Below are 23,037 nucleotides of genomic sequence, written 5' to 3' on the forward strand. Positions count from 1 at the left end.
TCACCCTCATAAGACCAACTCCCTCGAGCCCTCCCCCGAGCTCTCCTAGTTGTCTGATTGAACTATTGTCATAGTATCATAGGTTTTTGGTTTTTTTAAGGTGTTTGTTTACTCTATTTCAAGAATAATTTCTATGTAGGCATACTCTCGCCGCGTACCCTTTTATGCAGAAAAAAGTCGAGCCGCAGCTTCGCGGCTCGACTGAAACGGTTCGTCTATTCGGCTAGCTGGCGCTTACTGCGCCTCCACGTCGATGGGGGCCGTCTTCGCCGCCTCCTTCTCGCGCTTGCGGGCGCGCCACCAGCGCGACAGGCTGTGCACGAGCCACTCGACCAGCGGGATGGTGAGGAAGGCCACCCAGGCGGGGTGCCACTGGTTCAGCACGAACGCCATGTAGCAGAACCATGCGGTGACGCCGATCGGATACGCGCCCTCGATGAGCGGCGCAAGACGGCGGCGGCCGATGGCGTGGCCGATCATGTAGTACACGGGAATGGTGAAGAACAGGAACAACCCCATGCCCCACGCTCCGTTGAAGATGCCCAGCAGCAGGTACGCCAGAATCACGACGAGCGGGTACGGAAACCGCGCCCACGACTTCTCGAACGTGCGCAGGTAGTGCTTGCGCACGGGGATGGTGCGCCCCACCTCCGGCCCGTACTTCGCCTTCGCGTCGTCGAGCGTGTCGAAGCGCTCGCCGTTCACCGTGTAGCCGCAGGGCTCGTACCAGCGGTCCTCGTGGATGTGGCCGTGCCCGTAGCGGTCGTGCGCGTCGTGCCAGCTGTCGAAGTGCTCGCCGTTTATCACCACGCCTTCGCCGTCGATGACCACCTCGTTGCCGTCGTCGTCTTCGAGCGTGCACCGGCTGTCGTCGTCTTTTTGGGAGTCTTGGCGAGCGCTTCCGCCCGCCCCGTCTTTGCCGTACCAGGCGCGGGCGGCGCTATGGTCGCGTTCCCTCGGGTCGTCCTCGTTGCACCATGCGTCGGCGGCGGCGCGCCAGTCCCCGCTGCGCGATCCGGCGGCCTCCTTGACGTGGATGCCGTCCCAGCCGACGTGCACCTCGTCGCCCTTCTTGCCGTCCTTCACGTGCACGCCGTCGCGCCACGACACGTGCACGTAATCGTCGCCGTCGAGCACGTGGATGCCGCCCAAGCCGATGCGCACCTTCGAGTCTTTGCCGCCGGTGCCGCCGGGTGCGGCGGAAGACGCGTCCGAAGGCCCCTCGCCCGCGACATCGCGCGCAGGATCTTCGGGGCCGGGATCGACGTTTGCGGGCTGCGAGGCGGCCTCCGCCGATGCAGCGGCGGCCGCGCCGGGCACCTGAGCCCCGGAAGCCGCACCGCCGACCGCCGCGCCGGGCACCTGAGCGCCTGCAGCCGCCGCGCGCTCGGCTGCGCGGTCGACGGCCTCGAACGCCACGTCGTCGCGCATCTCGTCGTCCACATACAGCAGCTCGTCGAGCGACACGCCGTAGAGTTGCGCGAGGGCGATGAGGTTGTCGGTGTCGGGCGAGGACTCCGACCGTTCCCACTTCGACACGGCTTGGCGCGACACGCCCAGCTTCTCAGCCAACGCTTCCTGCGACAATCCCGACTGCTTGCGGCGCGCCGACAGGCGCTGGGCGATCTCGACGTTCATGGTCCGAGCCTTTCTCGTTTCGTTCATCATAGCGTACTCAAAAGGGTACGGTTGCGGGAATCGACACGCGACCAATTCCAGTTGGAATTTTCCGCAATTATTGGTTGCGGGAGCTTTGAACTGGGGAAACGGTTTGTAAACAATTTCGAAAGTTGCCCCATGACTAAAGAAAAGGCCTCGGTTCGAGCAACGTTTACATGCTTTGAGAACACGAGCGTTCTAGGAGCGTGCCGTGGGCGGCGGCCCAAGAAACCGCACCATGCGGCATGGAGCACCGGCTCACTTCCTGCGCGCGATGTCCACGACCACCCATATGGACAGGATGGCGGCGCCCAGGTACCCGAAGAACGACAGCACCGGCACTCCCAGCAGACGCGGCTCCATGGTCGAGTTCGCCAGCAGGCTCGAGCCCACGAACAACCCTGCGATGATGATGCCGATGGTCAGACGGTTCACGATCTTGCCCAGGTGCGAGAGCGGCGCCTCGGAGCCCAGCACCTCGGTGTTCACCTTCAGCTGCCCGCGCGTGAGCATCTTGAGCGCCTCGCCGGAGTACTGGGCGGCGTCCAGCGTGCCGTGCGCCGACGAGCGCAGCGCCAGCGCCAGATCCTCCATGGCGCTCACCAGCTCGTCGCCCTGGTTCTTCGTGCGCTGGATGTGCGCGTTGATGATGGACACCACGTTCTCGTTCGGAATGAACGGCAGAATGGTGCCCTCCAGCGTCACCAGGCCGCGCGACACGCTGGTGATGGACGGCGGCAGCGTGACCTTGCACGTCCGCGTGAGCATGAGGATGTCGTTCAGGAACTGCCCGATGTCGATGTCGCCCACGTCGCACGACCCGTAATCGTCCAGCAGCAGGTCGAGGTCGGCCAGGAAGCGCGTGTGGTCGATGGCCGCGTTGTCCTTCGCGATGGCGAAGGCAAGCAGCGCGTCCTTGAGCTCGGTGGCGCTCTGCATGCCCACGGCCTGGATGATGTTGCCGAAGCCGGCGCGGTCGCGCGGAGACAGGCGGCCCATGATCCCTAAGTCGATGTAGACGACCTTCCCGTTGCGGATGAGCAGGTTTCCGGGGTGCGGATCGGCATGGAAGAACCCGTGGTCGAGTATCTGCGTGGCGTAGTTGTCGAGGATCTTCTCGCCGATCTCCTCCAGGTCGTAGCCGGCGGCGCGCAGCCGGTCGGTCGCCAAGATGGGGATGCCGTCGATGTACTCCATGACCAGCACGTACTCGCCGCACAGCTCCGGATGCACGCGCGGGCAGTCGATGAACGCAACGTCCTTGTTCAACCGCGCGAATTCCTCGAGGTTCGCGGCCTCGCGGGCGAAGTCCGTCTCCTCCAGGAACGTGGCCCACAGCTCCTCCACCACGTCGCGCAGGTCGAGCATCTGCTCGTCCTTCATGAAGCGCGACGCCTGGCGGGCCACCATGCGCATGATGTCGATGTCCAGCGCCATGGTGGCCTTCACGCCGGGGCGCTGTATCTTCACGGCCACCACGTCCCCGCTCGTCAAACGGGCCTTGTGCACCTGCGCGAGCGAGGCGCTGCCGAGCGGAGTGGGGTCGATGGCGTCGAAGATGTCTCCCTGGCGCTCTCCGTAGATGTCGTCGAGGGCGGCCAGCATCTGGTCGAAGGGAAGCGGGTCGCATTCCATCTGCAGCTTCGCCAGCTCGTCGCAGTAGGCTTTCGGCAGGATCTCAGAGCGTGTGGACAGCGTTTGGCCGATCTTCACAAAGCTGGGGCCCAGATCCTCCAGCATGGCGCGGAACGATTCCGGCGAGAAGCCGCGCAGGAAGTGGTGCCGCTGCAGGATGGAGTATATTTCCCGCAGCCGGCGCGTGCGCGTCTTGCGGCTGAGGTTGAACCGCCCTTCGGGGTCGATCTCCGCGCCGGAGCTGAAGAAGTATTTGAGCAGCGTGTTATCGGCCATGGCCATGGGAGACCGCTCTTTTCACGAGGATGCGGGCGAGGCTAGGCGCCGGGCGTCTGAGGCGCGGCGGAGGGCTCGCTTTCGGCGGGCTGCTCGGCCGGCGTCGGCTCCGCCTCGACGGGCGACGCGTCCCCCACTTCCGCCGCAGAGGCGGCCTTCGCGTCCGCCTTGGCGGCGAACTCGGCGGCCTTGGCGGCGAACGCCGCGCGCTCCTCGGGCGTCATGGCGGCCATGCGCGCCTCGAGGGCATCGTAACGCACCGTTTGCGCCACGTCTTCGGCCTTGTGCTTCAGCTCGGTGTTGATCTGCTTGCCCTGGTCGACCGTGAGCTCGCCCTTGGAGATGAGCTGGTCCACCAGCTCCTTCGATTTCTCGGCGGTGATGGCCATCGCGCCGATGCCCGCCAGGAAGATGTCCTTGAATCCGTCGCCTATGGTTGCCATGAGAGCCTCCTTATTCGCGCGATTCAGCCCCCGCGCCGCAGCGCCGCAGGGCTCGTAGAACCATGATGCACCAATTCGCCGAAAAGGGCAATGCGAGGTGGGAAGTCGTCGGAAAATGGGAAGAACGGGAAAGCGCCGCGGAGAGCACCGGTGAGCGCCCTACAACCTCTCGTATGCAGCCTGCGGCTGGGAAACGCCGAGCTGCGGCACCGCGACCGAGGCGGACGTCGTCGCATCGGCGAGCGCCGAAACCGAATCCGCCGCGAGCGCCGATCCCTTCGCCGCCGCCTTCCCGGACGGAGAGGTCGCGCGAGAGTCGATCCACGTCTCCCCCACCACGCACACGATGATGATCGCCGCGCCCACGAGCCCCATCGCGGACAGCGTCTCGCCGAGGACGCCCCACGAGAACAGCGCCGTGAAGATGGGCTCGCCGGTGAGCAGCATGGACACGGTGGACGACGGCAGGCGCGTCAGCGCCATGTTCTGCAAGGCGAACGTCAAACACGTGCTGGCCAAGGCGAGGAACACCACGACGCCCCAGGCCAAGGGCTGCACCGCACCTGCGTCGAACGGCTTGTCGAACAGCAGCGCGCCCGCGAGCGACGCGGCGAACGTGACGAATATCTGCGTGCCCGACACCGTGACCACGTCCAGGCGTGCCAGCCCCCGCTCTCCGAACACGAGCGCGCCGGCCAGCGAGACGGCCGTGAGCAGCCCGCAGAACTCGCCCCAGCCGAACGTGAACGATCCGCCGCTCGAGCACAGCAGGTAGAGCCCTCCCACCACGGCCACCTGGAACGGCAGGTGCGCCAACCGGTAGCGGCGGCGCGTCACGAAAGCCGCGAGGATGGGCGTGAACACCACGGGCAGCGCCATGAGAAAGCCCACGTTCGTGGCCGTGGTCAGGTCGAGCGCCACGTTGCAGGAGATGTAGGACACCGCCATGCACAGCGCCGCCGGCAGCCAGTCCGCGAGGCGCGCGCCCTTGAGGCCGCGCACGATACGGGGCCCGAACAGCACCGCGAACACCGCGCTCGCCAGCCCGAAGCGGACGGCGAGCGCCCACATGGGCGAGATGCTGTCGTAGGCGAGTTTCGTGAAGGCGCTGCCCGATCCGAAGATGACGGTCTGCAGCACGACGCTGGCAACGCATATTCCCCGCATGTCCATAAGCCGGGCCATGTCCCGCCTCCTCTCGAGCGATTCGCCTTACCAGCCGGCCGGCGCTCCCGCAACGGGAACGCCGACGCCGGCCGCCTTTTCAGCGCAACGCGGCCGCCCCGGCCCTGCGGGGTGCCCTAAACCGTTGTTCTGGTGTATCTGCATGGTAGTGCTCATGCAATTGAAAGTAAAACGAGAGTTTCTTTAAAGAAATGAAAGATTTACTTGTTAACGCAGTTGGGAAATCCCATACTGAAGCGAACGGAAGGGACGGGCGGCGAACGGCGCAGGAGGGAGGCCGCATGGCGAACCAGAAGTACGAGGCGTTCGTGAAAGTGGCCGAGACCGGCAGCTTCAAGGAGGCAGCGCGCGAACTGGGCTACACCCAGGCGGGCGTGAGCTACCTGGTGGGCGCGCTGGAGAAGGAGCTGGGAATGCCGCTGCTCGTGCGCGACTACGGCGGCGCGCACCCCACCGCCGACGGCGCGGACCTGCTGCCGTGGGTGCAGGAGGCGTGCAGCGCCGACCGCCGGCTCGCTGCGCGCGCCGCCGAGCTCAGGCACCTGGAGGGAGGGTCGGTGCGCGTGGCGGCGTTCACCAGCACGGCCATTCAGTGGCTGCCCGGCATGGCCAGGGAGTTCGAGCGGCTCCACCCGGCCGTGGACCTGGACATCGTCTGCATGGACGACCAGGACCGCCTGGAGGAGATGGTGTGGGACGGCGAGGCGGACGTCGGCTTCGCCGTGCTGCCCGTAAAGCGGGCCCTGCACGCGGTACCGCTCGCCCGCGACCCGCTGCTGGTGGTGGTCGCCCCCGACCACCCGCTGGCGGGAGAGGAGCGCTTCCCCGCCTCGGCGCTGGCGGGCGAGCCCTACGTGAAGCTGGAGAGCGGCGTGCACTCCGAGATGGACGAGCTCTTCCGACGAAACGGCGTGGAGCCGCGGGCGCGCTTCACCATAGACAGCGACTACGCCGTCATGTCGTTGGTGAGCGCGGGCCTGGGCTTCAGCGTGCTGCCCGCCCTCATCCTGGGCAACGCCCCCTTCCCCCTGGCGAGCCTGCCGCCCGAGGTCCCCACCGACCGCGAGATCGCCCTCTGCATGCGCTCGGAGGAGACCGCCAGCGCCGCCGCGAGGGCGTTCGTGGAGGTGGCGGAGGGATGGGTGAAGGGAGAAGCGTAGAAGTTGACCTTGGCAAATAGCCTAAAAACCGAAGCATAGTCCATCACTTGTGGCAAAAACTGCGATGAAAGATCTCTAATAATGGCGCATGCGGCGTCGAATAACCTTGAATTCCCGCAATTCATTTGGAACTGGACCGGCTCCCATAGCAGGTTGGCCGAAAGGGTTTTGGTTGTATTGGCCAATACCAACGCTCACGAACTCACTGCTTTGCGCCCTGGAGCTATTTTATTGTTTCGGGCTTGAGCCAAACGTTTAGCCCTTTCACGTTTCCAAATCACGCGATTAGATAAATATCAGGCCATAACGGACTCCCTGTTTTGAAAATCCCTTCCTAACTACAGCTAGTTCGCTTCACCGCACTTCGGGAGCATGCGCAGTGTGTCCGTGTGCATGCATTTGTCTCTCATTTCCAGTTAGAACACCCTGCACCTTCTGGGCATAATCAGCATCCTGCAAAGAAGAACCCCCGTTCCATATCGCAAGCATAAGGGGAATCCAAAACAGACCACAGGTCAAAATTGTCGTGAGCAGGGAGTTGTCGAGCAAGATGGATGCCATAGGCATAAAGACCATGACGGGAACGGGAACGGGCAGCCGCGCACTCGTTGCATCCACAAGAAGGAGGATAAGAGCATAGACAGCCGAGTAAAGAAACATCCCCCATAGCCCTAATTGCGCATAAGCGTCAGAAAACATGTTGGAATTGGCTCCGTAGCCCACCCCAGACATATGATAAGAGACTACTTGTTCTATAGGAACAGAATACGCGTATGGAAAACCGAGGATTTTCCCAATGAACCCGTTAGACCAATACAGAAAATCAGCAGACTGAAAGAAGTCGTAGTACCAATGCTGGTTCTTCGCCCCCTCGAAAATCAGTCGATCCAGCGTTAATCCGACTAAGTTTACGTCGAACACCTCGTAAAGTAGGAAGGAAATGAACTGCATCGCGCAGAGCGCGCCTATGAACATCTTGACGAAGCCCGCCTTTGAACGCATGGCGATACAGGCGAGCAAGATAAACCCAAGAAAAAATACGTAAGATTTCAAAGAAGTTATCATGAACTGCACCACCATTAGAAAAACAGCCGCTGCAACTTTGAAATAGCTCTTTTTCATGAAGTAGTACACAGTAAGAAACGGCAGAATCGCATCTCCAACCCATGCGAATATATACGATTCGACTCCAGAAAGCCCCAAAGATTCGCTTCGGACGTCGTATACAGCTTCACTGTTAAATAAATCAAATAGCGATATCCTCACGCCGCCGGTTTTAATGAGAACATACACCGTGACGAGAATCGCCGCAACGAGAAAGATGTCGAAGACGAAGCGAGGATTGCGCACGCGGATAGTCAGCTGTCCCGACTTGAGCATCACGATAACCCCTACAAGTACAAGGCATATTGTGACCAAGATGCAATATGTCATGTTGTGCGAGGTCATCGGCGCATATGTATTTACGGGCAGATAAAAAAGAAGAACCGACACGAGATAGAGGTAGAACGAGGGGCGCTTTTTATCATAGGGCGCAAGCGCCACCAAAAGCATAAGAAGGCCCCAAGAAAGAAGGGTGTCGAGCGCATTCCACTCGACGAAATACCCACGATATCCGTAAAGGGGAACCAGAACGAACTCGTAGCACGCAGAAAGAACGCACTTGTACACAGCGAGATACGCAAAAAGGTGAACCTTATCCGAAAGGATATTCTTCTGCTCGAGAATCGAAGTTTTTTTCATCTTCTCCAATCCGGATTTATCCATGAGCCAATTTCTTTCTGGAAATATTGACGACCCTGCGCCAGTCTTCTTTCGTCAGCAATACTGCGCACTCAACGGGCCGCAGGCTAAACGAAACGGGAAAGAACGTCTTCAAAATAGTCTCCAAAGAAAGGTCCGTGCACATACTGGTAATAACTAATACCGGGCGCAGTTAGGTTATATTCGATCAAGATAGGCGTTGACGACCCGTCGATTGCAATGTCAAATCCGACCAGATCAAAACGATGCAATTCCTTGTGAGCATCGCAAGCAAGGGCAACCATATCTCGATAACCTGGGAGCACCGATCCTGATGCTATCCCATGGTCCTCACTTGCAGACCGATTGCCGTAATTGTCATACACGATTTCCGACAATACACCCTCTGGACTTACACCAATAACAAAAAACAACTCTCGATTCCCGTCATGGCTTACATCAGTCAAACTACCTGGGATTCCAAAGCGAACTGTCGAGTTCAACACTTCGATCCCTCCCCCAACACGAAGAGTGTTCAACCGCACGATGTTGCACGACGAAGCGTTGAGTTTCGCCAAAAGAGGATGCTGGGAAACGAGACCTTGTGCCACCCAATTGCTTCCTAACTTCTTGAGTTCTTTCGAGAGGATTTCGGGAGTTGAAGATTCCGAATTCATAAGGCGCACACCAGCACCGCTACAAGTTCCCACGCTTGGCTTTACTATAAAGAATCCTCCACGTTCGGCGAGCGATCTAGCCAAGGAGTCGTAAGTCTCACGGTGATACCCCCCCCCCCCGAGCAAGGTTCCGTGGATGCAGCAACCTAAAAAATCAGGTTGCTTTATGTTCGGAAGAAACCTTGGATAACACGATTTATCCGCCCATGCTTCAGCGAACTCCAAATCGTTTAAGTGGGGTAAAATATCATACTGAAATACGTCGTTAGGAATGTACTTTGCGTCGAAACATCCTGAGACTTGTCGATACCATCGATGCCAGCTATATGTTGCCCTAGGAAAGCGCGCACGCCACACACGATCAATCTCGCGCTTTTCGCTATAAATGAGATCCGGTGCCTGATGCCCATTTATGAGTGCACGCACCATCTTTTGGGAAACACGATACCCATGCCTTCGTTTCGCCTCGGCAATAGCGTGCTTCATCAATGGCGTTACTTCCATCTCACTCCCTTCCAACTGGTCGTTTGGGCATCAAGCCCAATTGCCTCAGAATCCTGACTCGATCGTTTCCTTTCCACGAGAAGGCAAGGCTCAGCAAGGCATAGAGCAGAAAGGTTCCAAGCCCGCACACAATAAACCCGCTCCAACCCGATAAAGGCACTATGTGAGAAATAGCCAATCCTCCTGCGCCTGAAATGATGGCTGGTAAAAGCCATGGAACAAACGTGCCCGCGAGAAACATTCGGGCATCAATGCCCAAATAACGGTTGATGAGATACTGGAGCCCAACCGCACGTAAGAATCCCGCTAAAAATACAGCGACGCAGCCCCCGACAAGTCCAAATTTCCAAGAAAACATGGCACCAAAAATAACAACTAGCGTCATTTGAAAGATACCTAAGAATGCTTTTTGCTTGACATAGCCTTCAAGCGTGAGCGCGTTATCGCCCACACACTGAGGCATCCGGAATACATTAGCGGCTATAATCAAAATGCAACAAAGGGAAAGTGTTGGGTATCCTGGCCCCATCCAACACGAAACGAAACGATCGCCTACCGCTATAAACCCTACGAGGAAAAACCCTGTGAGCGCCAGCTGGAGCTTACCAACCTGAATCGATTGGTTCTGCAGCTTGACTCGCGCATCGCTCTCTTGAAGTATCCGCGCTATTGACGAATACAGCATTTTCCTTAGCACATTGGATATCTCATATACATATCCGTTAATCATCGATGCCAGTCCGAACATGGCGACCGCAACAGAACCAGAAGTAATTGCAAGAATGGATGGCATGATCACTGAAGATACCTGCTCCGTTGATTGGGCGATCGCTTGCCAAACGGAAAACCCCAGCATCTCGCGTGCGATATCCCCATTCCATGAAAGAATATCCGCCCGATCTCCTGTGCATTTTTTAATGATGATATATTTTGCTGCAGCATACAATACGCCCATGCAAGCGTTTACAACAACAAGTGCGAATACGCCCATTCCACTCAACAGAGCAACTACGATGCCCGCAACCAAAAGCACGCGATAAACAAGTGTGCAAATATTCAATGCAATAAAACGCTCGCGTGCCACGAGTATCCCCTCGAACGGCATACAGGGCATGAGAAAGCAACTATACAGCGCCGCGACAGCGAACAGATTCTTGAAAGTATCCAATTCTCCCTGTGATAGATTGGCATACAGTAAATCAGCATTAAGATAAATAGCAGCAAACACGGCAGCAATAACAATGGTGAGAATAAAGTACAACTTGTACACAACGCCAAGAAACATCGGAACCGACCGCTTATCTTCACGTGCGTAATACCGTGCCAAAAACCTCGTTACTGCTTGGCTTAACCCAAAATCAAGCAGGAACATGTTAACGACGGAAAGAGCGAGCGTATAGAGTCCGTAGTCAGTCGCGCCTATACACGAGACCATCCAAGGAGTATACAGTAAGCCGGCGAGCGCATTGAATCCCATGGTTGTATAGGATAAAAGCGCACCGAGTTTGTACTGGGAAACCGCCATCAGGCCACATCACCGTAACTGGTGCACCTGCTACGAAAAAGGCAATCGTCCCCACCTCTACCAAAGAGGCTAAAAAGAGCCACTGCCCAAAACCCCAAGAAAAGCCCGCATGAAAAATTGCGCATCGCCTATTCTCGTCCATTCCCTTCGACAAGCGTCCCGACCAACGCCGCCGTCCGCTCACAGTCAACTCGCGAGAGGCATGGCCCCATAGGAAGGCTCAACACCGTCTCGCACAGGCGGATAGTCACGGGACATCCGCTCGGGCAGAGGCACTTTCCAACAAACGCCGGCTGCTCGTGCATGGGGCGAGGATAGTAAACCATGGTTGGCACGCCCTTGTCCTTGAGGCGGGCCTGCAACGTGACGCGATCGGCACCTTCCGGAAGAAGAACGCTGTACTGGGCCCAAGAGCTTAGATACCTCGACGGTGCCTGCGGAAGGGCGAGCCTCGAATCAGAGAGCGCGTCGGAATAGAGAGCGGCAAGCTCTCGCACCGTGCCAAGCTCATAACGCTCGAAGGCTTCGAGCTTCACCAGAAGAACTGCTGCCTGCACGGTGTCGAGCCTGCTGTTGACGCCCACACGCACGTTGTCGTACTTCATGGAGCCTTTGCCGTGCACGGCGTAGCTGCGGACGAGCGCCGCCCATTCATCGGAATCCGTGAACACCGCTCCGCCGTCGCCGTAGCACCCGAGGGGCTTGGCCGGAAAGAAGCTCGTGGTGGAGATGTCGCCGAACGAGCAGGCCATCTTCCCCGAGATGGAGCCGCCGAAGCCCTGAGCGCCGTCCTCCAAAAGCAGCAGACCGTGCCGCTCGCAGACCTTGCGGATCGCCGGGTAGTCGGCGGGAAGCCCGAACAGGTCGACCGCCACGACCGCCTTCGGAACGAGGTCGGTCGAGTCCTCGACGTAGCGGACGGCCTCTTCGAGCCTCTCGGGATCGAGGTTGAAGGTGCGCCCGTCCACGTCGACGAACACCGGCGTCGCCCCCAGAAGGGCCGGCGCCTCGCCGCTCGCGAAGAACGTGAAGTCGGGCACGAACACCGCGTCGCCCGTCCCAACTCCCCACGCCATGAGGGCGAGCTGGAGGGCGTCGGTGCCGTTGCCGCAGGTTACGCAGTGCCTGACGCCGACGTACTCGGCGAGGCGGCCTTCGAGCTCCGCCACCTCCGGGCCGCCGATGTAGCGGCCGTGGGCCAACACGCGGGCAACGGCTGCGTCGATCCGCGGCTTCAACGCCTCGTACTGGGCGTTCAAGTCCCTGAATTCCATTGCTTACCGACCTTTCTTGACGATGCGCGCCGGATTGCCGAAGCACTCGACACCGTCGGGCAGATTCTTGATGACCACGCTGCCGATGCCCGCGTAGACATCGCTGCCGATCGCGATTCGGTTCTTCACGCAGGAGCTTACGAACACGCACCTGTCCCCGATGACCGCGTTGCCCCCTATCTCGGTGTACGTGAGGAGGCAGTCCCTTCCGATCTGGACGTTGTGCCCAACGTGGCACAACGCGTCGATCTTCGTGCCGTTACCCACTACCGTGTCCCTGAACGTCCCCCTGTCGACGTTCGAGCAGTCCCCTATCTCGACGTCGTCGCCGATCACGACGCGCCCGAGGTGAGGGAGGCGCGTCCAACCGCCCTCGTCGTTCCTCCTGAAGCCGAAGCCGTCGTTCCCGATGCAGACCCCGTCCATGATCCTGCAGTTCGACCCGATCACGGTTCCGGAATGGATGACGGCGTTCTCCTGGACGACGGTTCCGTCCCCAATGGAAACACCCGCCTCGACCACCGACCCCGCGCCAACGGAGACGCCCGCCCCCAAAACCGCTTCGTCCGACACGACCGCAGCGGGATGGATTCCCGAGCGGGGCTTCCGCTCAACGCAGCCTTCCACGACGAACATGAACGCGTTTCTCGGATCCTCGCAGTACAGGACCGAAGGGAATTTCTCGGCACCCTCCATGTCCGGCCTCGCGAACAAAAGCGTCACCTGATTCCATTCGCTCTCGTCGAGTTTGAGGTAACGAGTGGCCCCGAGCCAAACGGCGGTCCCAGGCAAGTAGGACGCCGGATCGGAAAACCCCTCTATCGAGCAATCGTCAGAGCCCCTGAACTCGCAAGAAAAGCCCGCCTTGCGCAAGCCGTCGACGATCTCTCCGATTTCCATCCGCTTCATATCTTCGGCAACCTTCCTCGCGATGGGCGACGCGTCATGCGAACAGACCGCCGTCGACGCGAATGCACTGACCGGTTATGTAGCTTGCCTCGTCAGAGAGGAGGAAGGCTATCACGCCCGCCACCTCTCCGGGCTCCGCAATGCGCCCGAGAGCGCAGTTTTCCACGAGCTCCGAAAGCGCCGCCTCCGACACGCCGTCGAGAAGCGGAGTCCTCACCGCGCTCGGAGCCACGCAGTTCGCGCGGATGCCGAGCGGACCCATCTCGTTCGCAAGCGAGGAGATGCATGCGGCGAGCGCCGCCTTGGAGGCCCCGTAAGCGCTCTTGCCCTTGCTCGCCTCGAGGGCGTTGACGGACGAAACGGCCACTATCGAACCGGATTTGCGCCGCGCCATGAGCCTGCAAACCATCTGCGTGAAGACGTAGGGCCCGAAGAAGTTGACCTCGAACTGCTCGCGAAGCGACGCCTCCGTGGTCATCTGGAACAAGGACGTGCGCATGATGCCCGCGTTGTCGACGAGGCCGTCTACGGGCAGCCTTGCGTCGCGTATCGCGGCGAACGCTTCCTCGATCGACTCCCTGTCGGCCAGATCCAGACGGACGCGCCTCGGCCAAGCGCCTTCCGAATCAGCAGATCCGCCATCGTCCCCTCCGCCATAGCAGCAGGCCCATACGTTGGCACCTTGCTCGGCAAGCGTTTCCACAAGTGCGCACCCAAGGCCTCCGTCCGCCCCCGTGACGACGATGTTCTTACCCGATAGCAGTTCCTTCACGAGCCTATCCCCCCGTCCACCCGTATCACTTGGCCCGTGATGTAGGACGCCTTGTCGGAGAGCAGAAACGCTATCACGCTCGCCACCTCCTCTGGAGAGCCGATCCTTCCCAGAGGGGTCTTTTCGATAAGGACCTCCCGTTTGCCTCCAGGAAGATCCCAGGCCATGCGGGTATCGATGAGCCCCGGCGCAACCGCGTTGACCCTGACGCCGTCGCCGGCGAGTTCTTTCGCAAGGACCTTCGTGGCGGTGGCTATCGCGCCTTTCGCGGAGGCGTACGCCAGCTGCCCTTCGTTTCCGTCCAAGGCGACGAAAGACGAGACGTTCACGATACTGCCCCTCCCCCTGCGTTGCATGGCGCGCGCGACGGTCTGGGCAACGCGCATTTGCGCGAGGAAGTCGACTTCGAGAACCTCTTCCATCTCAGAAGCACCCGTCATCTGGAAGATGGCGTTGCGGACGATGCCCGCCACGTTCGCAAGGCCGTCGGCGGGGCGTCTCCTCTTCCCCGACGCCATCGCCCTTACGGCAGCGGCGGTCGCCTCCCGATCCCTCAGGTCGAAGAACACCGGGTCGATGCGAACCCCGTGCATGGCCGCCAGCAACCCCATCTCCTCCGCGAACCCGTCGTCTTCGCCGCGGGCGCACGCCCAAACATCGGCACCGCACGCAGCGCATTCGCGCACCGTCGCACGACCGATGCCCCTGCGGGCGCCGGTCACGATGATCGACCTATCCTCCAGAAGCCTTCCCATGCTCACCTCGCTTCCACGACGCGCGATAAAACTCGCGCCAAGTCGAATCCGTCCCACACGATCCCGATGTCCATAGCACTTCCTACGGGAACGATGCGGTCGACCCCCGCGCAACCCGCATCCACCACCGCCTCGCGAACGGCTTCGGGATCCACCCCGTAGTAGACGATCGTCTGGCACCGCGCTCCGAGCGAGCCGATCGCCTCCTCCATGGTGCCCGCCTCGACTTCGTAGAAGTACCCGCCGTAGCCGCGCAAATCCGAGAGATCCCCGGGCATCTCGGCCAAGGGGGCAAGCGTCAAGCGTCCGTCGAACGACGCGCGCTCCGAGACGAGCCCGGAGGCCGCATCGGCGCACAGCCTCACGTACTTGTCCGTGCAAACCGCCCCTTGGAGGTCGTAGGCCTCGGCCGCCTGCCGCCTCACGGCCCTCCAGAAGCGGCCCCTCTGGCATCCGTCCGCCCCAAGCCAGATCACCGTCCGGGGCGACGAGCATGCGTTCTGATCCATAAGGTAGGTGTCGTTGTAAAACCCTGCGGCAAGCTCCGAAAGCCCCCCGTCGTCCAAATCCGCAATCGCTCGCTCGTCAACGAGCGCGACCGAATAGCGGTCGGGAAAGGCCACGTCGACGCAGCGAGGCGGGCAGGGCATCGAGCGCACCCTCGCCACCGTGGCGTCGCCGCCCCACACGATCCGGACGTCGGAAACGAGCGAGAGGCTCTCCGTGGCGGCGCCGTCGGAGGGGTAGCGAACGAACGCGGACCGCGAATCGCCTGCGACCGCCATGGCCTTGCCAATCGCCGTGCAGATAACATCGACTTGGGGGAAGGCCTTGGACGGGACGCGCACGACATCGACATTGCCCGCAAGGTGCGAAAACGCCCAGGAGAACGCGAAGTTCACAGGGACGTTCGAAGGCGCTATGTGCAAGGCGAGCCCGCGGCCAAGTCTGAGCGGGGCCTCTGCGTACCCTTTTGCGAGCGCCTCGAGGTGGGCCCTCCTGCACCAGAACGCGAACGAAACGACATCGGGCAGGCGGCGAGCCCTGTCGTCTCCCATAAGGCGCGCCGATACGTCGGCGAGCAACGAGAGGGAGCCCTTGGCAAACGCTCTCACCGGCCGGGCAGCCAGCACTCCCGGATCGCCCGCCACAAACTCCACTCCCTCGAAAGCATCACTACCGTCCTTCATAAGTGTCGCTGCACCCCCTCACCTCTGCGCCCTTCTGCCTACCGTGGACTTCGAAGTAGCGGCCCCTACGCCCGCACGGGCAGTCGTCCTCCCCGAGCACGGCCCCCACGTCTTCCGTGAGCAGGACGTGCCCGGGATAGCTCGTCGGCAGCAGGCTCGTCGTGACAAGGAGTCCTTCCGCCCCGAAGGGAACGGGGAGCATGGTCGCAGGATCGACGGCCTCGACGTCGGAAAACACGCTTGCGTGCAGACGGCCGCATTCGCATTCCATGCAGATCGATCCCGTCTGCTCCACCATCCCGTAGTAGTCGCACGGACGAAGCCCACTGCCGAGCACGCCGCGCACGCCCTCGGCGAACTCCGCCGGCGACACGGCCCGGTCGGCGAGCTTCTTCCAACCCCCTCCGTGCACGAGAACGCCCTCCATCTCCACGGAAAAGCCGCGCGAGCGAGCCTCCTCGACAAGGTTCGCCCACACCAGGAAAGTGAACCCGAACACAAGAACGCGCTCCCCCGAATGGCGCTCCGCAAAGGCCTCGACGGAATCCCAATCGAGCGCCATATCGTCACGCAAGGCGAAGGTCACGTCCCTTCCCATCATCGAGAATCCGCGGATGCCCGCGGTTCGGGCCGAGAACATCGATCGGTTCCTCACCGTGCCCTCGGCGTCGACGACAAGCATGGGCATGCGCTTCCGCTCGCCGGTGAAGTCCGAGACGATGCGCGAAAGGGCCTTGGTCTGCCTAGCCGAAGTATCGTTGTCGAGATATATCCTGCTCCTGCGCTGGCCCGACGTGCCCGACGAGGTCATGGTCTTGGCGACCGCCCCCTTCTCGATGCTCATCAAGTCAAGCTCCTTGAACAGGCGCACGGGCACGGGCACCCCGTCGCCGAGCACTGCGCAGATCCGATCGTACTCGGGGCAGAGCCTCCTATGGTGGGAGTTCAAGGCAGAGAGCCACCTCGCGTGCAGCGACCGTTTCTCAGGCGCCGCCAAGGAGAAGAGTCCCGCCTCGAACAGCTCTCCATAATCCAAGGCGAAGGTCATCTTCCTCCCCCCAATTTCGAATAGAGCACCTTCCCGGACTCGCTCCGGGGCAGATCTTCGACAGCGGCGACGAGGAAAGCCGCGTGATTGAGCCCCGTGAGCAAGGGGAGCAGCTCGGTGGCAAGTTCCGCCTCTCCGTTCTCCACAAACACCCTCACGCAGTCGTCCTCCCCGGTGCAGGCGGCGGAAACACCGTGCTCGGCAAGAAGCCGTTCGAGGTCGTCGAGGCCCACGCGGTTGCCGAACACCTTGAGGAAGCGGCTTTTCCGCCCTTCGATGTAGAAGAAGCCATCCTCGTCGAAGCGCGCGAGATCGCCCGTGCGCAGCACGCCGCCCCGCTCGTCGCCCCTCGAGAGATCGGCTCGGCAAGTCGCGTAGCCCATCGTCACGTTGGGGCCCTCGTAGACGAGCTCGCCGACCTCGCCGGGGGCATCCACCACCGAAGCGTCTTCGCGCTCGAGCCGCAGGGAGCCGCCCGGGATCGCGATACCGACAGAACCAGCCTTGTCAAGCGCTCGCTCGGGCGGCAGGAAGGAAATGCGCGCCGTGGCCTCGGTTTGCCCGTACATGGCGAAGAAGCCCGCACCTTTGTCGGCGCACGCCTTGGCGAACCTCCTATGCATATCCTCGCCGAGGGCACCGCCCGCCTGGGTGGCGAAGCGCAGCGACGGCAGGCTCATCCGCCCGAATCGCAGCTGCTCCAAAATCCGGTAGGTGTAGGGAACCCCGCCGAAATTCGTCGCGCCCGATGCGCGGAAAAGGTCCCAGAAGCCCCGCTCCATGAGAGAGCATCCGGTAAGGGCGACGGACGCCCCCGCCTCTAGGTGGCTGTTCACGATGGATATGCCGTAGGAGTACGAGAAGGGCAGCGTCGTTATGGCCCGGTCGCAGGGGGACAACCCCATGTAACCGGCTATCGCCTCCGCGTTCGACTGCAGATTGCGCCGACTGACGCGCACGTAGCGGGACGAGCCCGTCGAACCCGAAGTGGGCAGGAGAAGCGCGAGGTCGGGATTCGCCTCGGAGCAACCGGGCGAGTCCGCCTTTGCAAGGCAGTAGCCTTCGAGAGAGAACACGGGCTCCTTGCCAACGAGGGCGGTCGAACCCTCCGGCGCCCAAACGAACTCGGGCGCATACGCCTCCTCAAGCCCGACAAGCGTCTCCCCCGCCGCGTCCCCGTTCGACATGAGGGGGACGGCGCCAACGCGGAGAAAGCCGAGATAGCCCGCTATCGCCGCCGCGGCGTTCGAGGCCGCGAACAGCACCACCTGTCCGGGTAGCACGTGCCCGGCGACGTCGTCCGCCATGCCGGCGAGCTCGCCGTAGGTAACGGGCCCCTCCGCCGCAACGAGGGCCTCGGCGGAGGAGGGTGCGGCCTCAAGATCCCAGAACGCCACGGCTACAGCTCGACCTCGTATTTGGCAACGATCTCCTTGCCCTTTTCAAAGGAGCTGAAGTCGATGATGTCGTCGGTGTCCATCATGATGTCGAAGGCGTCTTCGACGGCCGCGACGAGCTGCATGTGGCCGACGGAGTCCCACGCAGGAATGCCTTGGTACTCGAGACCGGCAAGATCCGCCCTTCCCACCCCGAGCGCCTCCACGAATGCGTTTTCGTACTTGTCCATGTTCTCCATGCCGATTCTCCTAAAACTCGTTTTCCATGTCCGTGCTCGCGAAGCCCGAAAGCGGCAGCTCCACGGGAAGTCCCGTCCTCTGGCTCTTGTAGATGGCGAGCACCACCTCGAGCGCGTCTCGCCCTGCCCGCGCGTCCACGTAGGGTGCCCGGTCTTCGCGGATCGCCTCGGCCACGTCGGCGTAGAGCAGCGCGTGGCCGTTGCCGTAGACGTTCGACGTCGGCTCCGCGAGGCCGCGGGCCCCGGCGTCTTCCGGCCGCTCGTCGGCGAAGTCCCACACGTCGACGTTGTTGGTGGACGTGCCGCCTATCTTCACCGTGCCCGTCTCGCCGAAGAGGTAGAGCGTCTCCTCGAGGTTTTGGGGGAACACGTTGGAGGTCCCTTCGACCGTGGCCACCGAGCCGTCCGCGAACGACAGCACGGCCACCCCCACGTCCTCCGCCTCAAGGTAGCCGTGGAAACGCTGGCGCGTCTGAGCGTACACGGACACCACCTCGCCGCCCATCATCCAGCGCAGAAGGTCGATGCCGTGGATGCACTGGTTCATGAGGCACCCGCCGTCCTGCGCCCACGTGCCGCGCCAAGGGGCTTGCTCGTAGTAGCTTTTGCCGCGGTTCCACCTCACGTGGATCGAACCGTGGGACATCTGCCCGAAGCGGCCCTCCTCCACTGCCCGGCGGGCGTGCTGCACGGCGACGTTGAAGCGGTTCTGATGGCAGGCGGAAACTTTCACCCCGCGCTCGTCGGCGCGGCGCACGATCTCGTCGGCGTCGGCCATGGAGAGCGCGACCGGCTTCTCGATGATGAGGTTCTTGCCCGCGTCAACGCAGTCGAGGGCGATGCGGGCGTGCTCGCCGCTCTCGGTGGCGACGGCCACTATGTCGAGACCGGGCTCGGCGGCCAGCATCTCGCGGTAGTCAAGATAGATCGAGGGTGCCGGCCCCTCCCACTCCGCGCGGCCCAGCAGGTCCCCGCACTTATCCGGGACGACGTCGCAGAGGGCGGCGAGCTCGAAGCTGTTCGAGCGGACCGCCTTGACGTGGTTGAGCGCAATGCGCCCGCAGCCGATGATCGCACACTTCATGCTACAGCACCTCGACGTTCTCTCGGGGATACACAGCCTTCATGGCGTTCTTCGTGTCGAGCACGGCCTTGGCGTGCTCTCGCACGAAGGCGTAGTCGACGTCGGTGTGCGCACAGGCGACCAGAACGAGGTCGGCCGAGGCGATCGCCTCGGCCGACAGGTCCGGGATGGATTCCTTGGCATCTTCCTTGTACCGGTATCGCGGCACCCAGGGATCGTAGTAGAAGACCTCGGCACCCCGCTCCTCCAGACGCTCGATCACGCGCAGGGCTGGCGACTCGCGGTAGTCGTCTATGTCCTGCTTGTAGGCAACGCCGAGAACGAGCACCTTCGCGCCCCGCATCGCCTTGCCCGCCCGGTTGAGGATGCGCGCCGCGCGCGAGGCCACCCATTCGGGCATGGAGTCGTTCACCGTCATGGACGCCTCGATCATCGAGGTGTGGAAGCCGTACTCGCGCGCTTTCCAGGACAGGTAGTAGGGATCGAGCGGGATGCAGTGGCCGCCGAGTCCGGGGCCGGGGTAGAACGCGGTGAATCCGTAGGGCTTGGTCTTGGCCGCGTCGATGACCTCCCACACGTCGATGCCCATGCGGTCGCACAGCATGCACAGCTCGTTGACGAGCCCTATGTTAACGTTGCGGTAGGTGTTCTCGAGGATCTTCTCCATCTCGGCCACCGCCGGGCTCGACACGCGGGTCACGCCGCCCTCGAGCACGGCCTCGTAGACGGCCGCTATGCACTCGAGCGCGTCCTCGCCTACGGCGCCCACGACCTTCGGCGTGTTCTTCGTCTTGAACAGCAGGTTGCCTGGATCCACCCGCTCGGGCGAGAAGCCGAGGTAGAATCCCTCGCCGCATCTCATCCCCGACCCTTTCTCAAGGATGGGCAGTATGAGCTCCTCGGTGGTCCCGGGGTAGGTGGTGGACTCGAGGACCACCATCGCGCCTTCCTTGAGATAGGGCGCTATCTCGCGCGCGGACGCCTCCATGTAAGAGGTGTCGGGCATCTGGTGGGAATCGAGTGGCGTGGGTACGCAGATGGCGACGAAGTCGCACTCAGCCACGCGCGAGAAGTCGCACGTGGCCTCGAGCATGCCGGCCTCCACGAGCGCCGCGAGGTCCTCCTGCACGACGTCGCCTATGTAGTTCTCCCCACGGTTGACCATGGCGACCTTGTCGACCTGCACATCGAAGCCAACGGTCTTAAAGCCGGCCTTGGCCTTCTCCACCGCGAGAGGAAGGCCCACATAGCCAAGGCCGACCGTGCCACAGACAAGGGTGCGGCTGACAATGCGCTGCCCTATTTCATTGTTGTCCATTTACTGAAACCCTTTCTTTCCACAAACGTGGCCGAGCTACCATGGGAGAAGGTAAGGCTGAACAGCGGAGAAACTGATGTGTATCGAGCGAATAGGACACGTCTGCACAACCTGCAAGGCTCGCCGTATCATGGTTTCGTCCAATCACGTCCACCGTATTTCAAATCGACCAAATCGCCCATCGGCACACCGTCAATCAAGCAGGATGAGCCACGCGTGCATCCTGCCGGAAATGGAGTCAATTCTCCGAACTTCACGCATCCATCTATTTCGTACAGATCAACTCGCATATAGGGAAAGGGGGCGCTCAACAAGGATGACGCATGAATCATTTCTCTTAAAGTGATCGGAGGGTCCGGAGCTTTCTCTGGCTCGATCGTTAAAACCTTATTGGCTGAGCGCCAAATATCGCCTATGATGTTCCAGTCGAGAGAGAAAATCGCCCCCGATTCAGGCTCCCCGTCCGAGCGCCCCAAGAATAGCGATATCGCCTTCGGCACCCCGCCGAAACAGTGCACTTTGTAGTCGGGCGGCACATCACCCGACCCGTCATCCAAGTATTCTTCCACCAGGAAAACATTGCGACGGCTTCTTTCCTGCGCCGTCCGCCGCTGCGCTCGCACACTCCAACGTTTTTCGAGCGCCCTCATATCTGCACGGAATTGGTCGACCGTCACCTCTGATTTGCGAGGGCAAAAATAGTTCACGCCATCTCCTATCGACGCCTTTACGACGAACGCCTCAGGCATGTCGTCGTAAATGATTTCAGATGGGTGGTCGTAGGTTCCGTAAAGTTTCGTCAGAATATGACCGCAACCGCATTGCTCAACATATTCGCGCACCGCTGCTTTGTCGGCGCACTGAGCTATCAGCGGATCAGTTCCATACGCGCCAAGCTTCAAGGCGGAAAGTTTTTCATAGAACTCTCGGGGGTTCCGAAAATCGGGCCATCGCCCATGGTTGTAAGCATATTTCACTTTTTGAGACGTTCGCGGAGCATAGCGAGAAAACGCCCTCTTTAATCCACCTAGCATCATCTGCCTCCCGTCATCATCGGTAAAGCCTTTTAGCAAGCTCCGAATAGTCCAGCCGACTCCTGGCGAAGGTGAAGCATCGATTTTTCTTGTCATCTAGAATCCGCGGGGTACGAGCAATATCACGAAGAAGGAGAACTATGTCTTCAACGCTGTTAATCGGCCAGTATGCATCGTCGAAGAATTCCGGATAACTATGTGCCGACCGTGCAGCACCAGCGCATCCAGCGCAGAGTGATTGTTGGAATGAAGCGGATGCCGTTCCGGGCTGCATGTATATGTCGGCTGCATGAAAGCACTCTTGCAGGCGTGCACTTGGCAGCCAGCCAATGTACGAGATTCTTTCATCAGCGGACTTTGCTTTCATAATCTGGCTCTCTACATCCGGCGCGGAACTCCCAACAATAAGAAGCTTAAAAGCGGTTAGGTCTTCAACTTGGGAAAACGCATCGAGGAGCAGTGCGGTGTTCTTCTGAGTGTTGAGCTTTCCCGTATGCAAAAGCACAATGTCGTCGTCGGAGAAGGCAAGCCTGTCTCGAACCGAGCTTCTTAAGGCAAAATGGTCTTCCCTTGGCAAAATCTCCCCCCCGAGGGGGTAGAGCTCCATCAGGTCCTCGGGTATCCCGTACAGTTTCTCCAAGAACGGGTAACATTCCGGCGCGACGCACAGCATCTTCTTAATCGAGGGCAATGATTGCTGAATCCAAATACGATTAATAAAGCCATGGAGCACGTGCCGAGAAAGGGGATTGCGTCCCGAGTTCGCAAACGATTCGTGACTATCTACATACAACGTAACGTTGGGATTTTTAGAGCAGTAACTAACAACCTCAACGATTCCATGCCCTCCGTTACCATGGTAAAGGATGACGTCAGGCTCAAAGCTTTCCAGGAACTGTCGCACTCCCTGATAATATCGTAACCGCCTCATAAGAGACCGGGGCAGGAACTGGCGATAAGGAACGCGCGTGACCTCTATCCCGTCCTCGTTCACGTACGTACCGGGCTCCACGCATCCTAACACTTGGTTATCGATATAGGTTTCCGTGGAGGCTAGGATTTTAACAGTATGCCCATCTGCTTTATTATGGCGAGGAAGAATGTTTTCCTGATAGCCGTAACCATCGATGTAAAAATTGGCAAGACAGCAGTGCAATATTCTCATATCCAAACCTCTATATGCCGCAGCCCGTTTGCGTTACCGAAAGTC

General features: G+C 60.6%; 20 protein-coding genes. 1 reads left to right on the forward strand and 19 read right to left on the reverse strand.

The genetic code is table 11. From position 1 onward, the window contains the following. Nucleotides 1–234: 234 nt before the first annotated feature. From C1878_RS07145 to C1878_RS07160, 4 genes are all read right to left on the reverse strand, one after another. On the reverse strand, nucleotides 235–1,638 hold the full coding sequence (locus C1878_RS07145; RefSeq protein ID WP_114600925.1) for a helix-turn-helix domain-containing protein: 1,404 nt from the start codon (nucleotides 1,636–1,638) through the stop codon (nucleotides 235–237). A gap of 279 nt (nucleotides 1,639–1,917) precedes the next feature. Continuing rightward, nucleotides 1,918–3,570, reverse strand: a complete 1,653-nt coding sequence (locus C1878_RS07150) for an AarF/ABC1/UbiB kinase family protein (RefSeq protein ID WP_114601014.1) — start codon at nucleotides 3,568–3,570, stop codon at nucleotides 1,918–1,920. A gap of 41 nt (nucleotides 3,571–3,611) precedes the next feature. Next, entirely contained in the window at nucleotides 3,612–4,013 is a 402-nt protein-coding gene (locus tag C1878_RS07155) for a phasin family protein (protein ID WP_114600926.1), read from the reverse strand. Between the two features lie 159 nt (nucleotides 4,014–4,172). Then, a complete protein-coding gene (locus C1878_RS07160) occupies nucleotides 4,173–5,198 on the reverse strand; it encodes a DMT family transporter (RefSeq protein WP_241963647.1) in 1,026 nt (341 codons plus the stop codon). A 281-nt stretch (nucleotides 5,199–5,479) separates the two neighbouring features. On the opposite strand from C1878_RS07160, the gene C1878_RS07165 reads away from it, so the two are divergent. Further along, nucleotides 5,480–6,358 (forward strand): LysR family transcriptional regulator, encoded by an 879-nt coding sequence (locus C1878_RS07165; protein ID WP_114600927.1) that lies wholly within the window; start codon nucleotides 5,480–5,482, stop codon nucleotides 6,356–6,358. A gap of 354 nt (nucleotides 6,359–6,712) precedes the next feature. Here C1878_RS07165 and C1878_RS07170 read toward each other — a convergent pair whose 3' ends face one another. The 15 genes from C1878_RS07170 to C1878_RS07240 form a co-directional block, all read right to left on the reverse strand. Continuing rightward, nucleotides 6,713–8,125: a hypothetical protein gene (locus C1878_RS07170; protein WP_114600928.1), complete on the reverse strand. Its 1,413-nt coding sequence runs from the start codon at nucleotides 8,123–8,125 to the stop codon at nucleotides 6,713–6,715. An 83-nt stretch (nucleotides 8,126–8,208) separates the two neighbouring features. Then, the gene (locus tag C1878_RS07175; protein WP_114600929.1) at nucleotides 8,209–9,282 is read right to left on the reverse strand and encodes a sugar-transfer associated ATP-grasp domain-containing protein; all 1,074 of its coding nucleotides are present in this window, start codon (nucleotides 9,280–9,282) and stop codon (nucleotides 8,209–8,211) included. Nucleotide 9,283: 1 nt separating this feature from the next. Beyond that, nucleotides 9,284–10,807, reverse strand: a complete 1,524-nt coding sequence (locus tag C1878_RS07180) for a lipopolysaccharide biosynthesis protein (RefSeq protein WP_114600930.1) — start codon at nucleotides 10,805–10,807, stop codon at nucleotides 9,284–9,286. 128 nt (nucleotides 10,808–10,935) lie between these two features. Continuing rightward, complete coding sequence (locus tag C1878_RS07185) at nucleotides 10,936–12,081, reverse strand: DegT/DnrJ/EryC1/StrS aminotransferase family protein (RefSeq protein WP_114600931.1); 1,146 nt, start codon at nucleotides 12,079–12,081, stop codon at nucleotides 10,936–10,938. A 3-nt stretch (nucleotides 12,082–12,084) separates the two neighbouring features. Then, nucleotides 12,085–12,990, reverse strand: coding sequence for a UDP-3-O-(3-hydroxymyristoyl)glucosamine N-acyltransferase (locus C1878_RS07190; protein WP_114600932.1), 906 nt, complete (start codon nucleotides 12,988–12,990; stop codon nucleotides 12,085–12,087). Between the two features lie 34 nt (nucleotides 12,991–13,024). Beyond that, on the reverse strand, nucleotides 13,025–13,762 hold the full coding sequence (locus tag C1878_RS07195; RefSeq protein WP_114600933.1) for an SDR family NAD(P)-dependent oxidoreductase: 738 nt from the start codon (nucleotides 13,760–13,762) through the stop codon (nucleotides 13,025–13,027). After that, complete coding sequence (locus tag C1878_RS16590; RefSeq protein ID WP_158539755.1) at nucleotides 13,759–14,517, reverse strand: SDR family NAD(P)-dependent oxidoreductase; 759 nt, start codon at nucleotides 14,515–14,517, stop codon at nucleotides 13,759–13,761. The genes C1878_RS07195 and C1878_RS16590 overlap by 4 nt, the downstream gene beginning before the upstream one ends. 2 nt (nucleotides 14,518–14,519) lie before the next feature. Next, nucleotides 14,520–15,707: an acyl-CoA reductase gene (locus C1878_RS07205; protein WP_114600934.1), complete on the reverse strand. Its 1,188-nt coding sequence runs from the start codon at nucleotides 15,705–15,707 to the stop codon at nucleotides 14,520–14,522. Then, on the reverse strand, nucleotides 15,694–16,743 hold the full coding sequence (locus tag C1878_RS07210) for a hypothetical protein (protein WP_199519299.1): 1,050 nt from the start codon (nucleotides 16,741–16,743) through the stop codon (nucleotides 15,694–15,696). Before C1878_RS07210 ends, C1878_RS07205 begins: the two co-directional genes overlap by 14 nt. 8 nt (nucleotides 16,744–16,751) lie before the next feature. Beyond that, nucleotides 16,752–18,152, reverse strand: coding sequence for an AMP-binding protein (locus C1878_RS07215; RefSeq protein ID WP_158539756.1), 1,401 nt, complete (start codon nucleotides 18,150–18,152; stop codon nucleotides 16,752–16,754). 2 nt (nucleotides 18,153–18,154) lie between these two features. Then, on the reverse strand, nucleotides 18,155–18,391 hold the full coding sequence (locus C1878_RS07220) for an acyl carrier protein (protein ID WP_199519300.1): 237 nt from the start codon (nucleotides 18,389–18,391) through the stop codon (nucleotides 18,155–18,157). A gap of 10 nt (nucleotides 18,392–18,401) precedes the next feature. Then, nucleotides 18,402–19,475, reverse strand: a complete 1,074-nt coding sequence (locus C1878_RS07225) for a Gfo/Idh/MocA family protein (protein WP_114600937.1) — start codon at nucleotides 19,473–19,475, stop codon at nucleotides 18,402–18,404. A gap of 1 nt (nucleotide 19,476) precedes the next feature. Continuing rightward, complete coding sequence (locus C1878_RS07230) at nucleotides 19,477–20,793, reverse strand: nucleotide sugar dehydrogenase (protein ID WP_114600938.1); 1,317 nt, start codon at nucleotides 20,791–20,793, stop codon at nucleotides 19,477–19,479. Nucleotides 20,794–20,921: 128 nt separating this feature from the next. After that, a complete protein-coding gene (locus tag C1878_RS07235) occupies nucleotides 20,922–21,923 on the reverse strand; it encodes an ATP-grasp fold amidoligase family protein (RefSeq protein ID WP_114600939.1) in 1,002 nt (333 codons plus the stop codon). Beyond that, entirely contained in the window at nucleotides 21,844–22,992 is a 1,149-nt protein-coding gene (locus C1878_RS07240; RefSeq protein ID WP_114600940.1) for a glycosyltransferase family 4 protein, read from the reverse strand. Before C1878_RS07240 ends, C1878_RS07235 begins: the two co-directional genes overlap by 80 nt. Nucleotides 22,993–23,037 lie beyond the last annotated feature (45 nt).

It is taken from the genome of Gordonibacter sp. 28C (assembly GCF_003339845.1).
Classification (GTDB): domain Bacteria; phylum Actinomycetota; class Coriobacteriia; order Coriobacteriales; family Eggerthellaceae; genus Gordonibacter.